The organism is Corallococcus sp. AS-1-6, assembly GCF_020037015.1.
Classification (GTDB): Bacteria; Myxococcota; Myxococcia; order Myxococcales; family Myxococcaceae; genus Corallococcus.
On sequence record NZ_JAIQDE010000008.1, the window covers coordinates 206,945 to 226,698 of the forward strand.

Consider the following 19,754-nt stretch of genomic DNA (forward strand, 5'->3'; position numbering starts at 1 on the left):
CCTAGAGTGTGGGGTTCGTGAGCCCTCCGTCCGCGACCTGTCCCCGCTGTGGCGCCCCCCGCGTGGCGGGGCCCGAGTGCCCGGCGTGCGGCGTCATCTACCTGCGCGCGGAAGCACGCGCCGCCACCCGTCAGGCCGAGGCCCGCGACCGCGAGGCCCGTGAAGCCGCGCAGCGGGAGTCCGAGGACCAGCGGGCCGCCCTGCGCGAGGCGCTGGAGGCGCACACCGTCCCCACGTTCGCGTCGCCCCTGGCCGCGGCCCGACCCGCGACAGAGCCCTCCACGGAGGGCATCACCTTCCACCCGGGCGGTGAGCTGAGCGATGGCGCCCTGGAGGCGCGGCTGCGGCTGGCGGTGCTCCCCGTGGCGCTCGTCGGCGCGTGGTTCGCGGTCCAGTCGCCCTTCTTCCACTTCCTGATTCGCACCTTCCTCACCATGCCGGTGCATGAGCTGGGGCACGCCGTCACCGCCTGGTTCTGCGGCTACAGCGCCACGCCCACGCTCTGGGTGACCCACGTGTCGCCGGAGCGCTCGACGTTCGTGGTCCTCCTGCTGTCGGGCCTGCTGGGCGCGCTCGTGTGGCAGGGCTGGAAGCGCCGCCGGTGGGCGTGGATGGGCGTGGGCGCGGTGCTGCTCGCGGCGCTGGGGGCGGGCCGGTTCGGCCTCACCGCCGTCCAGGCCCGCGCCCTCATCTACTTCGGCGGCGACGCGGGCCGGATGGTGCTGGGCACCCTGCTGATGGCCACGTTCTTCGTGCCGCCGGGCCACTACCTCCACCGGCACCAACTGCGCTGGGGGTTCGTCGTCATCGGCGCGGCGGCGCTCATGGACAGCTTCGAGATGTGGTGGGCGGCCCGCACCCACGTGGACCGCATCCCCTTCGGCCGCGTCGAGGGCGCGGGCCTCAGCGACCCCAGCGCCCTGGTGGACGTGTACGGCTGGAACATCAGCCGCGTCATCCACTGGAACGTGAACGTGGGCCTCGCGTGCCTCGCCGCGCTGGCCGCGCTCTACCTCGTCTCCCTCTGGCGTGCCCGCGACGTGCTGCGCGGCTGAGGCGCGGCGTCGCGCCAGTTCCCGAAGGGCCACTCGAAGCCCGGCGTGCTCAGCACCTCCGGCTTGCGCGCGCCCCGCCAGCGCAGGGCCTCGCCGGGCCGCAGCAGGAGCGCCTCGGGCCCCTCGCCCCGGGCCTTGCGCACCTCGGCCAGCCGCTCCGGATAGGGGTCCGCGTCCGGGTTCTCGTCCATGTTGCTCGCGCCCTCGACGGGCTCGCCTGGATAGCCGGCGTAGCGCGGGCCCATGCCCTCGCGCCAGTACCAGGGGGCGCCGCCGTCCGCGCAGGGCACCACGTAGCGCGCGCCCAGCAGCTCGCCGTAGCGCAGCGCCTCCTCCGGGCCCGCCATCAGGCGCTGCGGCGTGGTGAGCGCGTCGCGCGGCACGTTGACGAGGAAGGCATCCAGCGTGGTGAAGCCGAAGAAGATGGGCGGCAGCCGGAAGCCGCGCACGCCGCAGAAGAGCACGTCCACCGGCCCCTGCTGCTTGCGCACGCGGCGGCACACCGCGGCCATGTCCCCGCGCACGTCATGGCCCGCGTCCGCGAAGAAGGCGGCGGAGAAGTCCTGCGAGCGCACGAGCCACGTGTTCCCCTCGTTGTAGAGGTCCGGGTGCGGCCCCTCGCCGTCGGTGGGCTGCTCGCCGTGGAAGGGCAGCGCGTGCACCGTCACGTCGCCCACCTGCCGCGTCTCGCCCCAGCGGAGGGGCTCCACGCGCGTGAAGCCCAACTGCTTCAGCCGCAGCGCGCAGTCCGTGGAGAAGAGGCTCTCGCGCGCCACCGCCGGCACGAAGATGCGCGTGTCGCGAGGCAGGGGCAGCAGCGAGCCCAGGTGGAAGTGGTCCCCGTGGGAATGGGTGATGACCACGGCGTCCACCCGGCCCAGGTCCGACGCCTGCAACGCCCCGTAGCCGGGCAGGTCCGCCTCGCCCGTGGGGCGGAAGTACGGGTCCACCAGCACGCGCCCTTCCCTGCCCGACACCAGCACCGTGTTGTGCCCCACGAAGAGGGCGCCCGGCCCCGGCACGTCCACCGGCCCCGCGTGGCGCACGAGCCAGCCGGCCTGCGACAGGTCGCCGAGCAGCTCGCCCACGACGGGCGCGGTGGCCAGCGCGCGCAGCTCCTCCCGGGTCGCGCCGCGGGCGAGCGCCGCGAACAGGTCCGCCACCCCGGGCCAGTCCTTCGCGCGCACCGGCACGTCCAGCCCCAGCGAGCCCTGGCGCAGGTGCAGCACGCGCGGGCGGTGGCGCAGCGGATCCGGGAAGAGGACGTCCTCGCGCAGCACGCGCCGGCCCATGCGCCGCTTCGTGCCCTGGCAGAGCGCGGCGTAGCGGGGCGTGTCCTCCAGCCAGCGGATGAGCGCGTCCGCTTCGCGCAGCGCGCCCTCGCGGCCCAGCGCGGCGATGTGGCGCTTCAGCGGCACCTGCGCGCGGCGCACGGGGCGCGCGGTGGGCCCCTGGATGCTGCACCCCAGGTCCTCGTGGTGGTCGGCCTCCGTGCGGGCGGAGGCGAGGACGGCCAGGCTGACGCCGCGGTGCAGGGTGAATCGCATGGCGTGCGACGTCGCATGGCGCCCGGGCCTTCGCAAGGGGTTGCGCTTCTTGCGACCGGCCGCCGGGCCGCCCGCGCCCGTGCGGGTTGTGGGCGGCCCAGGGAGGCCGGTACCCTCCCCCGCACCCATGGCCCACCCCGCCGAGCCGCTCCCGCCGGAGCCTTCCGTCCCCCTGTCCTCCGTGCCCGACGCCGTCGCGCCGCGCTTCCGCTTCCTCCCCGCGGTCGGCACGTGGAAGTACCACCTGCTGCTCGCGTCGGTGGCCATCTTCTTCCTGGGCCCCCTGGGCGGCGTGGCCGCGTCGTACATGAACTTCAGCCTGGGCTTCTTCGTCGCCAGCCAGGTGCTGTCCGGCATCCTGGGCAGCGTCGTCACCTACGGCTACGGCGCGGAGGGCAAGCACGGCGCCAACTACATGCAGACGATGGCCGCGTCCGTGGCCTCGCTGTGCGCCATGTCCGTGCTCATCCAGTCCATGGTGTGGCTGGGCATGCCCCAGCCGCCCGCGTGGCAGTTGATGCTCTTCGTGGGGTGCGTGGGCATGTTCGGCGTGGGCGTGGGCATGCTCTACACGCCGCTGCTCGTGGACCGGCTCCAGTTGGACTACCCGTCCGGCTACGCGGTGGCCAACATCCTGCGGGCGCTCACGGACAAGCGCCTGCTCAAGGCCTCCATCGCGAAGCTGGGCGGCGGCACCGGCCTGGGCATCCTGGCCGCGTGGCTCACGGAGAAGGTGGCCGCGGTCGCCGCGCTGGGCGTGAGCAGCTCCACTGTGGGCGCCGGCATGGTGGTGGGCAGCCGCATCACCGTGCCCGCCATGCTCATGGGCCTCATCGGCTACGCCATCACGCCCTTCCTGACGAGCATCGGGTGGCTGGGGCCGGGGGATCCGTACCGGAAGATCGGCTTCCTCATCTCGCTGGCGATGATCTGCGGCGCGGCGCTGGTGGACCTGTCGCTGCTCGCGGTGCAGGCGGTGGACCGCATCCGGGGGCGCGCGCAGGCCCCCGCGGACACCGAGCCCGCGTGGAAGAAGGTCAACGTGCCCCGGCTCATCGCCTGGGTGGTGGGCTGGGGCGCGGCCGTCGTCGTGGTGGCCACGCAGGTGCTGCACCAGCCCCCGGGCTTCATCCTCTTCGGGCTCGTGCTGTCGCTCTTGTTCGTGCTCATCAACGGCATCGCCTACGGCATCAGCGACAACAACCCCATCTCCAGCGCCTTCGTGGTGTCGGTGCTGCTGATGTCGCTGCTGGGCCTGAAGGATCCGCTGGTGGGGCTGATGGCGTCCTCCATCCTGCTCATCTCCACGTCGGTGGGCTGCGACATGCAGCAGGACCGCTCCACCGGGTGGCGCCTGGGCACCAACCGCGTGGTGCAGTTCCGCTACCAGGTGCTGGGCATCTTCATGGGCGCGGTGCTGTGCGTGGTGCTGGCGCGCGTCTTCATGGGCGCGTACCCGGTGCTGTCCGTCAACCAGTTGGACCACCCGGACGTGAAGGTGGCCCAGTGGAGCTCCGCGATGACGTACAAGTTCGTGGGCGCCATCCGCGACCTGGGCACGCTGTCCGCGCACAAGGTGACGGCGCTGCTCGTGGGCCTGTGCATCGGCTTCACGCTGGAGGTCATCCGCAAGGTGGTGCGCCGCCGCCCCGCGTACCTGCGCTACGTGCAGGGCTCGCGCACGGGGTTCGGCGTGGGATGGACCCTGGACTCGCTGGTGCTGGCCAGCCCCTACGCGCTCGCGTTCGGCGGCTTCATCGCGCTGCCCGCGGCCATCTGGTTCGGCGTGGGCGGCGTCCTCACGTCCGTCTTCAACACCGTGTCCAAGCGCTTCCGCAAGGAGCCCGCGCCCGGTGAGGCGGTGCTGCCGGAGGACATGAGCACCATGTCGCTGGTGGGCGGCGGCCTCATCGCGGGCGAGTCGCTCTTCTACCTCTTCGTGGGGCTCGCCGGCCTGCTGTCCCTGTTGGGCTGAAGGCGTCCTGTCCCGGAGCACGGCTTGACTTTCCGTGCCTCCGGGAGCACTTGTTGTCGCGTGAGCCTCGTCATCCACACCACCGCGACCACGACCACCACCGCTTCGGCGGGCGTGGGTGCGGTGCGCGTGTCGGTGGACTGACGAGCGCACGGTTTTCCGCCCCGCCGAGTTCCGGCCGGGGCGACCGTGCAACCTCACACGCCCCGTGTCCGGCCCCGGCTGCTTCATCCCGACCGACACACGGAGACGACCATGCTTGATGAACACGACCACCGCGCGCTGGGCCAGCGCCTGGACCTCTTCCACCTGCAGGAGGAGGCGCCGGGCATGGTGTTCTGGCACCCGCGCGGACTGATGCTGTACCGGCTCCTGGAGGACCACGTCCGCCAGCGCATGCGCGAGGAGGGCTACCGCGAAGTCCGTACGCCGCAGTTGTGCGCCCAGCCGCTGTGGGAGCAGAGCGGCCACTGGGACAACTTCCGCCAGAACATGTTCTGCCTGCCGGAGGGCGACCGGCACCTGGCGCTGAAGCCGGTGAGCTGCCCCGGCCACATCCAGCTCGTGCAGCGCATGGCGCCCAGCCACCGCGACCTGCCCCTGCGGCTGGGGGAGTTCGGGCTGGTGCACCGCAGCGAGCCCAGCGGCGCGTTGCACGGGCTGTTCCGCCTGCGCCAGTTCACGCAGGACGACGGCCACATCTTCTGCGCGGCGGAGCAGGTGGAGGCGGAGGTCGTCCGCTTCGTGCGCTCGCTCAAGGCGTTCTACGCGGGCTTCGGCTTCGACGACGTGCAGGTGGCCTTCTCCAGCCGCCCGGCGATGCGCGCCGGCGCTGACGCGCTGTGGGACCAGGCGGAGGCGTGGCTCCAGTCCGCGGCGAGGCAGGCGGGCCTCCAGTACGAGGACCAGCCCGGCGAGGGCGCCTTCTACGGGCCCAAGCTGGAGTTCGTGCTGAAGGACCGGCTGGGCCGCGCGTGGCAGTGCGGGACGATCCAACTGGACCTGGTGCTGCCGGAGCGCTTCGACCTGCACTACGTCGGCGCGTCCGGAGAGCGCCTGCGCCCGGTGATGCTTCACCGCGCGCTGTTCGGCAGCCTGGAGCGCTTCATCGGCGTGCTGCTGGAGCACCACGGGGGCGCGCTCCCAGCGTGGCTCGCGCCAGAGCAGGTGGTGGTGGCCTCCGTGGGAGCGGGGGCCGCCGCGTACGCGGAAAGCCTGGCGGCGCGGCTGCGGCTGGCCGGCTGCCGCGCGCGGGCGGACGTGCGGGACGAGTCCCTGTCGAAGAAGGTCCTGGGCTCGCACGAGGACGGGGTGCCGTTCCTCGCGGTGGTGGGTGGCCGCGAGGTGGAGTCCCAGGGCGTCCGCCTGCGCCAGCGCGACGGCTCCCAGCGCGACCTGCCCTGGGATGAGGCCGTGGCGTGGCTGTCCGCCGCGTGCCAGCCGGCCGTGGCGGGCTGAGCGCCCACACCGGAGGCACCGGCCCGGTGCGCCCTTCCCGCATGCGAAGGGGGCGCCGGGCCTCTTCGTGCGCTCAGGAGTAGAGGCTCAGGTGCTCCAGCGGCTCGCCGGGCCGCAGCAGCGTGAGGGACTCGGAGGCGACGTCGTCCAGGCGGAGCAGCCCCACCGCGTGGTGTTCCGCGTCCACGACCACCAGGCGGTTGAGGTGGTGCTGCTCCATCAGGCGCTCACCGGCCTCCAGCGGCGCGTCCTCCGGACAGGTGACGAGCGGGGCCGTCATCGCCTCGCGCACGGTGGTGACGTCCGGGTCATGGCCGTGGACGGTGGAGCAGAGGAAGAGCTCGGAGTCGGTGAGCAGGCCCACCACCCGGCCGTGCTCCGTGACGGGCAGCGCGCCCAGGCTGGCGGTGTCCAGCCGCTCGGCGGCGGAGCGCAGGCACTCATCCGCGTCGATGGTCTTCACGTCCCTCTGCATCAGCTCCGAGATCCGCATCGGCAGGCCTCCTCGTGGCGCGCACCGCGTCCAGGAGGAGTACAACCGACGGACGGCGCTCCAAGCCCTGGCCCGCAAGGCCCGCCATGCCGTGCGGTACAGGACAAGGCGGCCGGCCGCCCGGCGGCCTGCCTGGTATAGGGTGCGACCCAATGGCCCCCGGTGCATCCAAGGCCGTGCTCCGGGCCCGAGGCCCGAAACGTGGAGGAGGACCCATGGCGGACAAGCTCATTCTTTCCAACGACGAGTGGCGCAAGCGCCTCACCCCCGAGGAGTTCCAGGTGCTGCGTCAGCACGGCACCGAGTACCCGGGGACGGGCTGCTTCCTCGGCACCAAGACGCCGGGCACGTACGTGTGCGCGGGCTGCAACAACCCGCTGTTCAAGTCCGGAATGAAGTTCGAGTCCGGCACCGGCTGGCCGTCCTTCACCCAGACGCTGTCGGAGGACTCCGTCACGGAGATCCGCGACGTGTCGCACGGGATGATCCGCACCGAGGTCCGCTGCGCGCGCTGCGACGGTCACCTGGGCCACGTGTTCCCGGACGGCCCGCCGCCCACGGGGCTGCGCTACTGCATGAACTCCGTGGCGATGAAGCACGTCCCCGAAGGCAGCCCCATCGAGCTGGTCCGGGCCTGAGCGCCTGGGGCAGGACGGGCCTCCCCTCCCTCTGCGAGGATGGGCGGCCATGCGACGACCTCCCGCCGGACTCCGGGTGCTGCTGACCGCGCTCTTGCTGGGAGGGGCTGCCCGGGGGGCGCCCCCTCCGAAAGCAGCGCCGCCCCAGGTGGCGTGGCTCTATCAGGACCGGCTGGCCCCGCCCTGGGAGGACCTGACGTGGGCCGGGGCGCACGCGATGAGCGCCGCCGTGGCGGGGGCCTCGGGCCGCCACGCCATCTCCGTGACGCTGGGGCCCTGGGAGGCGCTGTACTTCGGCCACCCGGGCTTCGACGTGTCACCGGAGGACACGCTGGTGCTGAAGGTGAACGGCGGGAAGGACGGCGCGAACGCGGCGGTTCGCGCGCGCGTCGTCCTCGGCTCCGAGCAACCCGTGGGCGTGCCCCTGGGCCCCACCTGCGAGGGCGGCGCCATCCCCGCCAGGAAGTGGACGACCTGCCGCGTGCCCCTGGCGAAGCTGCTGCCCGAGGGCCGGACGCGCATCACCGGCCTGTGGCTCCAGGAGGACAGCGGCAAGACGCTGCCGCCGCTCTTCTTCGACGACGTCGGCATCGAGCAGGGCCTCCGGCCGGTGACCGTCACGCGGGAGCCGCCCGCCGTCCCGCGACAGGGCGGCAAGTGGGTGTCCGGCTATTACACGGGCTGGAACGCGGATGACTATCCGCCGGAGAAGGTGGACTTCAGCGCGCTCACGCACATCCTCGTGGGCCGCGTCACGCCGAAGGCGGACGGCACGCTGAGCACGAAGTTCGACAACGACCGGGGGCCGGAGATCGCCCGCACGCTGTCGAAGCGCGCGCATGCGGCGGGCCGCAAGGCGCTCATCATGGTGGGCGGCTCCGGTGAGCACGACGGCTGGGTGGGCGCCGCGTCCGACGCGAACCGCGCGAGGTTCGTCCGCGCGCTGCTGAAGGCCGTGGACGACTTCGGCTACGACGGGCTCGACCTGGACTGGGAGCCCGTGGAGAAGGAGGACCGGCCGAAGCTGCTGGCCCTGGTGAAGGCGCTGCGCGAGGCGCGGCCGAAGCTGCTCCTCACCTTCCCCCTCCACTGGATCAACACCAACTTCCCCACCGACGCCGACCCCTGGTTCGCGGAGCTGGCCACGTACTTCGATCAGATGAACCTGATGTCCTACGAGATGATTGGCGCGTGGGACGGCTGGAAGTCCTGGCACACGTCCGCGCTGAAGGGCGAACAGGGGCTGCACCCCACGTCCGTCGAGTCCAGCCTGGCGCTGTGGGTGAAGGCCGGCATCCCCAAGGCGAAGCTGGGCATCGGCATCCCCTTCTACGGCCTCGCGTGGCGCCACATCACCGGACCCTACCAGCCGTTCACGAACTGGTCCGACTACGTGGGCGGGGACAACTCGTTCACCTACAAGAAGATCCTCCGCTATTCGAAGCAGGGGAAGTACCAGTGGGACGAGAAGGCCCAGGCCAGCTACGTGACGTTCGCTCCGGACAAGCTCGTGGAGGACGGCACGGTGACGTGGATCTCCTACGACAGCCCGCAGGCCATCGCCGCCAAGGGCGCCTTCGTGAAGCAGGAGGGCTACGGCGGCACCATCCTCTGGACACTCAACCAGGGATGCGTCGACCCGGTGACGGGCGCCAACCCGTTGCTGGACGCGGTGAAGGCCGCGTTCCTCCCGTAGACGTCCTGCACTCCACCTCCAGGTAGTACCGGTGGCGGATGCGAGCGACGCCGCTCTTTTCTATGTCCTGGCACCGCCCCCACGGCGCGGTGTGCGAGCACTGTCTGCTCACGCTCCTCATGAAGAGAGTGACATGCAAAGAGAAGCAAGGACGTGGTTCCTTGTCGCGCTGACGCTCATCCTGCTCACCCGCTCGGAAGCGGGTGCCCAACCGCTCGAGGAGCAGGCCCGCCCCAGGACCCCCAACGCCGTCGCATGGATCTACCAGGACCGGTTGACGGCGCCGTGGAAGGACACCTCCACGGCGAAGCACTCGCTGAGCGCGACCGCGCCGGTGTTCTCCGGCAGCTTCGCCATCTCGGTGACGATGGAGCCCTCCGAGGCGCTCTCGTTCTCCCACCCGGGCCTGGACGTGACGGCGTCCGACACCTTCACGCTGAAGGTCCATGGCGGTGAGTTTGGCGAAGGCGCGACCGTGCGCGTGCGTGCTGTCGCGAACGCAACGCAACACGCGGGCCTGCTGCTCGGCGACTACTGCGAAGGCGGGCGCATCCAGGCCCGGAAGTGGGTGACCTGCCATGTGCCGCTGGCGAAGCTGCTGCCCGCGGGAACGTCCCGCATCAAGGGCCTCTGGCTCCAGGAGACCCTCGGCAAGCCGCTGCCGACGCTCTACTTCGATGACCTCCGCGTGGAGTCCTCGGGGACCACCCCCCCGCAGGTGGTCGTCACGGTGAGCCCGACGCAGGTGGAGCTGGCTCCCGGCGCTGCGTACACCTTCCAGGCCACGGTGACGGGCAGCACGGACACGTCGGTGACGTGGGAGCTGGATCCCCAGACGGGCTCGGGCACCATCACCTCCGGGGGCGTCTATACCGCCCCCACCACGCAGGGCACCTACGGCGTGGTGGCGCGCAGCCGGGCGGACCCCACGAAGTTCGCGCGGGCGACCGCGTGGGTGCATGCCATTGGAGGCGGCTCCGGCAAGTGGGTGTCCGGCTATTACACGGGCTGGAACGCGGATGAGTACCCGCCGGAGAAGGTGGACTTCAGCGCGCTCACGCACATCCTCGTGGGCCGCGCCACGCCCCGGCCTGACGGCACGCTCAACACCCAGTTCGACAATGACAACGGCCCGGCCATCGCACGGCTGCTGGCGCAGCGCGCCCACGCGGCGGGCCGCAAGGCGCTCATCATGGTGGGCGGCTCCGGTGAGCACGAGGGGTGGGTGGGCGCCGCGTCGGACGCGAACCGCGCGAAGTTCGTCCAGGCGCTGCTGAAGGCCGTGGACGACTTCGGCTACGACGGCCTGGACCTGAACTGGGAGCCCGTGGAGTTGGAGGACCGGCTCCACCTGCTGGCCCTGGTGCAGACCCTGCGCGCCGCGCGGCCGGGCCTGCTCCTCACCTTCCCCATCCACTGGATCAACACCAACTTCCCCGAGGACGCCGCCCCCTGGTACGCGGAGCTCGCGCTGTACCTGGACCAGGTGAACGTCATGTCCTACTCCATGGTGGGCCCCTGGGACGGCTGGGTGTCCTGGTACACGTCCGCGCTCCGGGGCGAGTCGGGACAGCACCCCACCTCCATCGAGTCCAGCCTGGCGCTGTGGGCGGCGGCCGGCATCCCCAAGGCGAAGCTGGGCATCGGCATCCCCTTCTACGGCATGGGCTGGCGCAACATCACCGGGCCCTACCAGCCCTTCACGGACTGGTCCGACTACGTGGGCGGGGACAACTCGTTCACGTACAAGAACATCCTCGCGTGGTCGGTGTTGGGGACCCACCACTGGGATGACGCGGCGCAGGCCGAGTACCTCACCTTCCCGCCGAACACGCCCATCGAGGACGGCACGGTGCGGTGGATCTCCTATGACGGCCCGCAGGCCATCGCCGCCAAGGGCGCCTTCGTGAAGCAGCAGGGCTACGGCGGCACCATCATCTGGACCATCAACCAGGGCTGCACCGATCCGGAGACCGGCGCCAACCCGTTGCTGGACGCGGTGAAGGGCGCCCTCCTGCAATGACGCGCGGCGCCCGCGTCAGCCCAGGGTGACGCGGGCGTTGCGGAACATGCGCATCCAGGGGCCGTCCTCGCCCCACTCCGCCGGGTGCCAGGAGTGCTGCACGGTGCGGTGCACGCGCTCCGGGTGCGGCATGGTGATGGTGAAGCGCCCGTCCTTGGTGGTGACGCCGGCGATGCCGTGCGGCGAGCCGTTGGGGTTGGCCGGGTACTTCGCCGCCACCTGGCCCCGGTTGTCCACCCAGCGCGTCGTCACCAGCCCGGAGGCGTCGAAGCGCGCGGCGGCCTCCGCGTGGGCGAACTCCGCCCGGCCCTCGCCGTGCGACACGACGATGAGCATCCGGCTGCCCTCCATGCCCTTGTAGAAGAGCGACGGCGACGGCGCGATTTCAACGGTGCCCAGGCGGGCCTCGAACTGCTCGGACGCGTTGCGCACGAAGCGCGGCCAGCCGTCCGCGCCGGGGATGAGCTCGCGAAGCTGCGCGAACATCTGGCAGCCGTTGCACGCGCCCAGGCCGAAGCTGTCCGGCCGCGCGAAGAACTCCGAGAAGGCGTCGCGCGTGCGCGGGTTGAAGAGGATGGACTTCGCCCACCCGCCGCCCGCGCCCAGCACGTCGCCGTAGCTGAAGCCGCCGCACGCCATCACGCCGTGGAAGTCCTTCAGCGACACGCGGCCCGACACCAGGTCGCTCATGTGCACGTCCACCGCGGTGAAGCCCGCGCGGGTGAACGCCGCCGCCATCTCCTGCTGGCTGTTGACGCCCTGCTCGCGCAGCACCGCCACGCGAGGCCGCGCCCCCTTCGCGATGTACGGCGCCGCCACGTCCACGGCGGGGTCGAACGTGAGCCGGGGCGACAGGCCCGGGTCGTGCGCGTCGCACTTCGCGGCGTACTCCTCCTCCGCGCAGGTGGGGTTGTCACGCAGCTTCTGGATTTCGTAGCTCACGCGGGACCAGGTGCGCTTGAGCGCCACGGTCTCCTCCGCGAGCAGCTCCCGCGCGCCGTGCCGCACGCGCACCACCTGCTGGGCCGTGGGGCGCCCCAGCTCGTGGACGTGCGCGCCCAGGCCGTGGCGGGCGAGGACCTCCCGCACGCGCGCCACGTCGGCGGCGCGCACCTGCACCACCGCGCCAAGTTCCTCGTTGAAGAGGGCCGCCACCGCGTCGCCGCCCAGGCTCGCCAGGTCCACGTCCAGCCCGCAGCGGCCCGCGAAGGCCATCTCCGCGAGCGTGGCCCAGAGGCCGCCGTCGGAGCGGTCGTGGTACGCGAGCAGCACGCCCGCCGCGTGCAGCTCCTGCACCGCCGCGAAGAAGCCCTTCAGCGCCGCCGCGTCATCCACGTCCGGGCACTCCGGCCCCACCTGCTGGTGCACCTGCGCCAGCACGGACGCGCCCAGCCGCTGCCGGCCCTGCGCCACGTCCAGCAGCAGCAGGCGGGTGTCCCCCGCCACGTCCACCGGCTGCGGCGTCAGCGTGACGCGCGCATCCAGCACCGGCGCGAACGCGGTGATGATGAGGGACAGGGGCGCCGTCACGGCCTTCTTCTGGCCGTCCTCCTGCCACTGCGTGCGCATGGACATGGAGTCCTTGCCCACCGGGATGGCGATGCCCAGCGCGGGGCACAGCTCCATGCCCACCGCGTGCACGGCCGCGTAGAGGTTCGCGTCCTCGCCGGGGCTGCCCGCCGCCGCCATCCAGTTCGCGGACAGCTTCACGTCCGACAGCTTCTGGATGCGCGCCGCCGCCAGGTTGGTGAGCGCCTCGCCCACCGCCATGCGCGCGGAGGCCGCCGCGTCCACCAGCGCCACCGGCGTGCGCTCGCCGAGCGCCATGGCCTCGCCCGTGTTCGACATCAGCGAGGACAGCGTCACCGCGCAGTCCGCCACCGGCACCTGCCACGGCCCCACCATCTGGTCGCGCGCGGTGTGGCCGCCCACGGAGCGGTCGCCAATGGTGATGAGGAACGACTTGTCCGCCACCGTGGGGTGAGACAGCACCGCGTGCGCCACGGCCTTCAGGTCGGACGGGAGGCTCAGCGGCGCGTGCTTCAGGGGGCGCGACGTGCCCTCGCGGTGCATGCGCGGCGCCTTGCCGAAGAGGACGTCCATGGGCAGCGCGATGGGCGTGTCCCCCAGCTCGCGGTCCGTGAGCGTGAGCACCTGCTCCGCCGTGGCCTCGCCCAGCACGGCGAAGGGGGCGCGCTCGCGCTCGCACAGCGCGGCGAAGCGCGGCAGGTCCTCCGGCGCCACGCCCAGCACGTAGCGCTCCTGCGCCTCGTTGCACCAGATTTCCACCGGGGACATGCCCGGCTCGTCGTTGGGCACCTCGCGCAGCTCCAGCCGGCCGCCCAGGTCGTTGTCGTGCGCCAGCTCCGGCAGCGCGTTGGACAGGCCGCCCGCGCCCACGTCGTGGATGGAGCGCACGGGGTTCTTCTCGCCCAGCATCCAGCACTGGTCGATGACCTCCTGGCAGCGGCGCTCCATCTCCGCGTTGTCCCGCTGCACGGAGGCGAAATCCAGGTCCGCCGCGCTCGCGCCCTGCGCCATGGACGACGCCGCGCCGCCGCCCAGGCCGATGAGCATCGCCGGGCCGCCCAGCACGATGAGCTTGTCGCCCGCGCGCAGCGGGGCCTTCTTCGCGTGGTCCGCGCGGATGTTGCCCAGGCCGCCCGCCAGCATGATGGGCTTGTGGTAGCCGCGCACCTCCACGCCCTCCGGCGTGGGCACCTGCTGCTCGAAGCTGCGGAAGTAGCCGGTGAGGTTGGGCCGGCCGAACTCGTTGTTGAACGCGGCGCCGCCCAGCGGGCCGTCCACCATGATGTCCAGCGCGGACACGATGCGGTCCGGCTTGCCGTAGGGCGCCTCCCACGGCCGCGCGAAGTCCGGCAGGCGCAGGTGGCTGACGGAGAAGCCGGTGAGCCCCGCCTTGGGCTTCGCGCCGCGCCCGGTGGCGCCCTCGTCGCGGATCTCACCGCCCGCGCCCGTGGCCGCGCCCGGGTACGGCGAGATGGCGGTGGGATGGTTGTGCGTCTCCACCTTCATCATGATGTGGGCCGGCTCGCGCACGGTGCCCCACTCGCGCCCCTCGCCCTGCGGGAAGAAGCGCTCCACCTCGAAGCCCTCGATGACGGCGGCGTTGTCCTTGTACGCGGACAGCACGCCGCCCGGGCTCTGGGCGTAGGTGTTCTTGATGGCCTGGAACAGCGAGCGCTCGCGCGGCTGTCCATCCACCGTCCAGGACGCGTTGAAGATTTTATGGCGGCAGTGCTCGCTGTTCGCCTGCGCGAACATCATCAACTCCACGTCGGTGGGGTTGCGCTTGAGCTCCGTGAAGCGCGCCACCAGGTAGTCGATCTCGTCCTCCGCCAGCGCCAGGCCCAGCTCGCCGTTGGCCCTCGCCAGCGCCGCGCGGCCTCCGCCCAGCACGTCCACCCGCGTGAGCGGCCGGGGCGAGTCCGCGCGGAACAGCACCTCCGCGTCCTCCAGCCGGGGCAGCACCGCCTGCGTCATCCGGTCGTGCAGCACCGCCTGCACGCCCTCCGCCTCGTTCGCGTCCAGCTCCCGGCCGCCGGGGCCGGTGAGGAAGAACGCGATGCCGCGCTCCATGCGGCGCACCTGGGTGAGGCCGCAGTGGTGCGCGATGTCCGTCGCCTTGGAGGCCCAGGGCGACACCGTGCCCGGACGCGGCACCACCAGCAGCAGCGTGCCCGTGCGCTCGCGCTTCGCCGCATGCGGGCCGTACTCCAGCAGGCGCCCCAGCCGCTCCGACTCGTCCTGCGTCAGCGGCGCGGACGCGTCCACGAAGTGCACGAACTCCGAGTAGAGGGTGGCCACCGTAGGCACCCGCTCCCGGCAACGGGCGAGCAGCTTGGCGAGCCTGAATTCGGAGAGGGCCGGAGCCCCGCGCAGCGTGAGCATGAAGGTCCTTGCGAACGGGTGACGGGAGGTAACAGCGGGGCCGTCCTTATCACCGCGCCTCGCGTCACAACGTCCGGAGTTCGTGCCAGGACGCCCGCACAGCACCCAGGTGGGTGAACCACCGCCGACGTGGGCGCCCCTCCGTCCTCGACCTCCTTCCCAGCACTCCCAGTCATTCCAGGATTCACCTCCCAGTCAGCGCTCCATGCTTTGCTCGCCAGGCTTTGAAGCTGGGTCTCGTCACACTGGGGGCATGTCCATGAAGCGCAACACCCGCTGGTTCCTTGCCGGCCTGACGTTCACGTTGTCCGCGTGTGGTGCGGGGGGGCCCGACGCGGAGGCACCCTCTCCCGCGACCGGGGCCCGTCTGGGCGACCTTCAGTCCGCGCTGTCCGCGCTGCCCGGCGCGGAGGTGCGCGGGGTCCACGCGGACGGCGTGCCCCAGTTCATCCAGGGTGCGCTGGGCGCGACGGGCCGGCCCATCCCGGGAGCCAGCGCCTGGCAGGCGCACGCGCTCCTGGAGCCCACCCTGCTGCGCGTGCTGCCCGCCTTCCGGCTGACGGCGAAGGACGTGGTGCCCCAGCGCATCCAGCGGGACGGGCTGGGCCACACGCACCTGCGCTACGCGCAGACCAAGGGCGGCCTGCCCGTGGTGAACGAGGAGCTCCTCGTCCACCTGGACGCGCGGGGCGACGTGTACGCGGTGAACGGCACCGCGCGCGACGGGGAGCCCCTGCCGGCCCCGGCCCGCATCAGCGCGGAGGCCGCGAGTGAGGCGGCGCTGGCGGCGACCTCGGGCGGCCTCGCGGAGTCCGTGCGGGAGGTGTTCGTGCGCCCGGCGCCGGAGGCGGCCCTGGTCCGCGCCTTCGAGGTGGTGGTGTCCGGCCAGCACGAGGACGGCATGCCGCTGCGCGACCGCGTCTACGTGAGCGCGGAGGACGGCCGGGAGGTGCTGCGCGCGCCGGAAATCCACGCCGCGCGCAACCGCAAGGTGTGCTCCGTGGGGGGCGCCACCAACGGCTGGTGCCGGATGGAGGGCCAGTTGGCCACCGGCGACGCGGGCATCGACACGACGTACGACAACCTGGGCCTCTTCTACGACTGCTTCCAGCAGAACTTCGGGCGCGACTCGTACAACGGCACGGGCGGCCAGTTGCTGGCGCAGGTGCACTACGGCACCAACTACGCGAACGCGTACTTCGACGGCGCGAAGCTGGTGTGCGGAGACGGCAGCCTGCCCCAGGTCGGACCGCCGTGCGCGGACCCGGACATCGTCGTGCACGAGTTCACGCACGCCGTCACGCAGATGACGTCCAACCTCGTCTACAGCGGCCAGTCCGGCGCGTTGAACGAGTCCCTGTCGGACATCTTCGCCGCCACCTGCACCAGTTGGGCCCTGGGCACGTGGAGCACCGCCGCGTCCGTCTGGCAACTGGGCGAGACGGCCTGGACTCCGAGCACGCCCGGGGACGCGCTGCGCTACATGAACGACCCCGCGGCGGACGGCGTTTCGCTGGACTATGCGCCGGATGTGACGAGCACCACGGTCGTCCACTACGGCTCCGGCGTGCCCAACCTGGCCTTCAAGCTGCTGGCCACCGGCGGCACGCACCCGCGCGGCAAGACGACGGTGAACGTGACGGGCATTGGCGTGCAGGCCGCGGCCCGCATCTTCTATTACGCCAACGCCAACCTCTTCACCGCCACCACCACGCTGGCCGCGGCCAAGACGGCGACGCGGCAGGCGGCGCAGACCCTGGGCTACTCCACCGCCACCCAGGACGCGGTGGACGCGGCGTGGGAAGCGGTGGGCGTGGGCGCGGTGACGCCTCCGCCCACGTGCACCCTGCTGCCCAACAACACCACGGTGTCGCTGCTGTCCGGCGCGGCCAACTCGCAGCAGTACTTCTGCTTCGACGTGCCGGCGAACACGGCCTCCACGGTGAGCACCTCCAGCGGCACCGGGGACGTGGACCTCTACACGCGCTTTGGCGCCGCGCCCACCACGACGGCCTACAACTGCCGCCCCTACCTGGGAGGCAACAACGAGACGTGCAACCTGGCGGCGCAGACCACGGCCGGCCGGCAGTGGATATTGCTCCGGGGCTACTCGGCCTACAGCGGCGTGAGCCTGTCGGTGCACTACTGACGCACCCGGCGCTTCCCCTCGCCGCGCACCCGGTGTGAGGGTGGACACATGGGGGCTGGCCTCCTCCCGGGCCCTGGGCGAAGAATGCGCGCCCGGGGCCGCTGGGGGTCCCGGCGAGGGCAGAGGGCCATGAGGGACGAGCGCGTCATCTTCAGCAGCAGCGTGGACAGCCTGTACCGCAAGGTGCTCGCCCCCTCCCTGACGCCCGAGCTGGTGGACCGGCTGCGCGCGCGGGGGCTGAACCTCCACGCCCCGCTGCTCGCCGCCTACCCCCTGGCCGTCTGGGTGGACTGCCTGGAGGACACGGCGCGCACGCTCCACCCGGACCAGCCCGTGGAGCAGGGCCGGCGCCTGATGGGCCGGCGGATGGTGGAGGGCTACGCGCAGACGCTGGTGGGCGGCGCTGTCCTCACGCTGGCGCGCGTGGTGGGCCCCATGCGCTCGCTGGAGCGGATGCAGCACAACTTCCGCAGCGGCAACAACTACACGGAGACGCGGCTCACCGTGCTGGGCCCCACCCAGGCGGACCTCTGGTTCAACGAACCGGAGCCCCTGGAGGGCTTCGTGGACGGCGTGCTGGAGGAAGGGATGTTGCGCGTGGGAGTCCAGGGCTTCACCCTGCACCGCACCCGCCACTCGCCCGAATCCGCCACCTATCACCTGGAGTGGGCCGACCGGTCCGCCTGACCCCCGCCTTCATGTCTTCCATCCTCTCGACGCTGCCCGCCCTCTACCAGGACCTCCTGCCGGCCTTCTTCCGCAAGGACGCGCCAACGGAAGAGAAGGCCACCTGCTCCAACTGCGCCATGAGCCGCGCCTCCGCGCAGGCCACGGTGGAGTCCGTGGACGGGGCGGAGCACCTGTTCCGGCCGGACACCAAGTGCTGCACGTACCAGCCGCGGCTGCCCAACTACCTCGTGGGCGCGCTCCTGTCGGATGACTCGCCCCAGATGGCGGAGGGGCGCCGGCGCATCGAGGCGAAGATCGACAGCCGCATCGGCGTGAGCCCGCAGTGGGTGAAGCCGCCGGCGAAGTTCAACCACCTGTACAAGAACGCGCACCAGTTCTTCGGCCGCGCGTCGTCGCTGCGCTGCCCGTACTACGCGCTGGAGACCGGCGGCTGCACCATCTGGGCGTACCGCGAGTCCGTCTGCTCCACGTTCTTCTGCAAGTACGTGGCGGGCCGGGACGGTCAGCGCTTCTGGATGTCGCTGAAGACGTACCTGACGCTGGCGGAGTTCCAGTTGTCGCGCCACGCGCTGCTCCAGTTGATGCCGGAGTTCCTCCTGGACGGCCGCGACAAGGCGGAGGTGGCCACCGCCCCGCTGTCCGTGGAGGACCTGGACGACGCGGCGCCCCCGGCGAAGGTGTACGCCGCGCTCTGGAAGGGCTACGCCGGGATGGAGAAGGACTTCTACCGCGCCTGCTTCGACGCCGTGCGCGCCGTGTCCCGGGACGACCTGGAGCGGATGCTGGGCCTGGACGGCACCATCGAGTTGAAGGTGCTGGAGAAGCTGCACACCCAGGCCACCGCGCCCACGCTGCCGCGCGTGCTGCGCTTCAACCCGGACGCGACGGTGAAGTGGCTGCCGGACGGCAGCGTGGCGCTGGGCTCGTACAGCGAATACGACGCGGTGGCGCTGCCGGGTGAGGCCTACGCGCTGCTGGTGGAGTTCACCGGCCAGAAGCCCGTGGAGGCCGTGCGCCAGCACCTGCGCGACCACAAGCAGGCGGACCTGGATCCGGACATCCTCCTGGAGCTGCACCGGCACCGCATCCTCATCGAGCCCTGAGAGGGCCGGGCTTCAGGGCTGGCCCGCGAAGGCGCCCACGTCGCGCAGCCAGCGGGCGATCTTCTGGGTGCGCTCCCACGCGGGCTCGGCGGCGACCAGGTGCTCCGCCAGCCACGCGCTGAAGGCCGGGTCGCCCGCGCGCAGCCACGCGGCGGACTCGGCCAGCTCGTGGGCGGCGGCCTCCCACGCGCGGCGCATGGCGCTGGCCACGGCCATCAGCTCCGCGATGCAGCGGGTGAACACCTCCATGCCCACGGTGACCTCATTGGCGCTGTCGCCGCAGGACAGGGCCAGCGCGCGCAGGTGGCCCAGGTCCTTGAGCAGCCCCTGCTCCAGGGCCGCGGCGGTGCCCAGCCGGGCCTGGGCGGCGCGCTGGAGCAGCTCCACGTCCTCGCAGAGCTGGCGCCAGGCGGTGTCGTCCCCCGCGGGGAAGCCGCCCCGGCGGCGCAGGCGCACGCCCACGGCCTGCCACAGGTTGCAGAAGACGAGCACCTCCTCGACGCTGCGGCGCACGTGCGGCGGGATGTGGTCCAGGAAGTCCACCACGGACGCGCGGGCCTCGCGGATGAACGCGTCACCCCGGGGCGTGGCCTCCACCACGCCGCGCGCGAGCTGGAGCACGCGCCAGGCCCACTGCAGGGCGCGCTCGGAGGTGGTGAAGAGCACCTCCACGCCGGTGCCCAGGGCACCCGCGGCGTAGCTGGTGTCGGCGGTCGTCGGGGACGGAATGGAGGGTGCCGCCTCGGCATCGGCGCGCACGTCGGGCGGGCGGGGAGCCGGTGTCCCCGTGTCCTCGCTGTCGGTGACGGCCCCGGGCCCGTGCGGCCCCGGCACCGTGTGCTCGCGCCCCATGTGCTTCTTCGCCCTCGCTCGCCGGTGGAAGTCCCCTCCTTCCAACTATCGCACGCCCCTTGAAAGCCTCCAGGCCTGGATGCGGGGACGTGTGATGCACCACAAGGCGCCCCTCCCCACATCCTGGATGGGCACCTTGGGATGTCCGGCAATGCGCAACCCC

General features: G+C 72.0%; 13 protein-coding genes. 9 read left to right on the forward strand and 4 right to left on the reverse strand.

The genetic code is table 11. From position 1 onward, the window contains the following. Positions 1-17: 17 nt before the first annotated feature. A complete protein-coding gene (locus K8612_RS13945) occupies positions 18-1,055 on the forward strand; it encodes a hypothetical protein (RefSeq protein WP_223762597.1) in 1,038 nt (345 codons plus the stop codon). Here the strand turns inward: K8612_RS13945 and K8612_RS13950 are convergent. Next, positions 1,010-2,602 (reverse strand): MBL fold metallo-hydrolase, encoded by a 1,593-nt coding sequence (locus K8612_RS13950; protein WP_223762598.1) that lies wholly within the window; start codon positions 2,600-2,602, stop codon positions 1,010-1,012. The genes K8612_RS13945 and K8612_RS13950 overlap by 46 nt on opposite strands. A gap of 127 nt (positions 2,603-2,729) precedes the next feature. Here K8612_RS13950 and K8612_RS13955 point away from each other — a divergent pair, with 127 nt between their 5' ends. Together K8612_RS13955 and thrS are read left to right on the forward strand one after the other, a co-directional pair. Further along, positions 2,730-4,577: an OPT/YSL family transporter gene (locus tag K8612_RS13955; protein ID WP_223762599.1), complete on the forward strand. Its 1,848-nt coding sequence runs from the start codon at positions 2,730-2,732 to the stop codon at positions 4,575-4,577. Positions 4,578-4,832: 255 nt separating this feature from the next. Beyond that, on the forward strand, positions 4,833-6,035 hold the full coding sequence (gene thrS / locus K8612_RS13960) for a threonine--tRNA ligase (RefSeq protein WP_223762600.1): 1,203 nt from the start codon (positions 4,833-4,835) through the stop codon (positions 6,033-6,035). A gap of 73 nt (positions 6,036-6,108) precedes the next feature. On the opposite strand, the gene K8612_RS13965 is transcribed toward thrS, so the two are convergent. Then, positions 6,109-6,528, reverse strand: coding sequence for a CBS domain-containing protein (locus K8612_RS13965; RefSeq protein WP_223742936.1), 420 nt, complete (start codon positions 6,526-6,528; stop codon positions 6,109-6,111). Positions 6,529-6,743: 215 nt separating this feature from the next. Between K8612_RS13965 and msrB the strand changes: the two genes are divergently transcribed. The 3 genes from msrB (at position 6,744) to K8612_RS13980 (ending at position 10,885) form a co-directional block, all read left to right on the forward strand. After that, the gene (gene msrB / locus K8612_RS13970) at positions 6,744-7,166 is read left to right on the forward strand and encodes a peptide-methionine (R)-S-oxide reductase MsrB (RefSeq protein ID WP_223762601.1); all 423 of its coding nucleotides are present in this window, start codon (positions 6,744-6,746) and stop codon (positions 7,164-7,166) included. Positions 7,167-7,215: 49 nt separating this feature from the next. Next, the gene (locus K8612_RS13975) at positions 7,216-8,862 is read left to right on the forward strand and encodes a glycoside hydrolase family 18 protein (protein ID WP_223762602.1); all 1,647 of its coding nucleotides are present in this window, start codon (positions 7,216-7,218) and stop codon (positions 8,860-8,862) included. Between the two features lie 133 nt (positions 8,863-8,995). Then, positions 8,996-10,885, forward strand: coding sequence for a glycosyl hydrolase family 18 protein (locus tag K8612_RS13980; protein ID WP_223762603.1), 1,890 nt, complete (start codon positions 8,996-8,998; stop codon positions 10,883-10,885). A gap of 15 nt (positions 10,886-10,900) precedes the next feature. Here K8612_RS13980 and purL read toward each other — a convergent pair whose 3' ends face one another. Continuing rightward, a complete protein-coding gene (gene purL / locus K8612_RS13985; RefSeq protein ID WP_223762604.1) occupies positions 10,901-14,797 on the reverse strand; it encodes a phosphoribosylformylglycinamidine synthase in 3,897 nt (1,298 codons plus the stop codon). A gap of 259 nt (positions 14,798-15,056) precedes the next feature. Between purL and K8612_RS13990 the strand changes: the two genes are divergently transcribed. The 3 genes from K8612_RS13990 to K8612_RS14000 all read left to right on the forward strand — a co-directional run bounded on the left by K8612_RS13990 (position 15,057) and on the right by K8612_RS14000 (position 18,739). Beyond that, positions 15,057-16,946 (forward strand): M4 family metallopeptidase, encoded by a 1,890-nt coding sequence (locus tag K8612_RS13990; protein ID WP_223762605.1) that lies wholly within the window; start codon positions 15,057-15,059, stop codon positions 16,944-16,946. A gap of 129 nt (positions 16,947-17,075) precedes the next feature. Then, the gene (locus tag K8612_RS13995) at positions 17,076-17,633 is read left to right on the forward strand and encodes a DUF2378 family protein (RefSeq protein WP_223742931.1); all 558 of its coding nucleotides are present in this window, start codon (positions 17,076-17,078) and stop codon (positions 17,631-17,633) included. Positions 17,634-17,644: 11 nt separating this feature from the next. Then, positions 17,645-18,739, forward strand: a complete 1,095-nt coding sequence (locus tag K8612_RS14000) for a hypothetical protein (protein WP_223762606.1) — start codon at positions 17,645-17,647, stop codon at positions 18,737-18,739. 12 nt (positions 18,740-18,751) lie between these two features. Here K8612_RS14000 and K8612_RS14005 read toward each other — a convergent pair whose 3' ends face one another. Further along, positions 18,752-19,591 (reverse strand): hypothetical protein, encoded by an 840-nt coding sequence (locus K8612_RS14005; RefSeq protein WP_223762607.1) that lies wholly within the window; start codon positions 19,589-19,591, stop codon positions 18,752-18,754. Positions 19,592-19,754 lie beyond the last annotated feature (163 nt).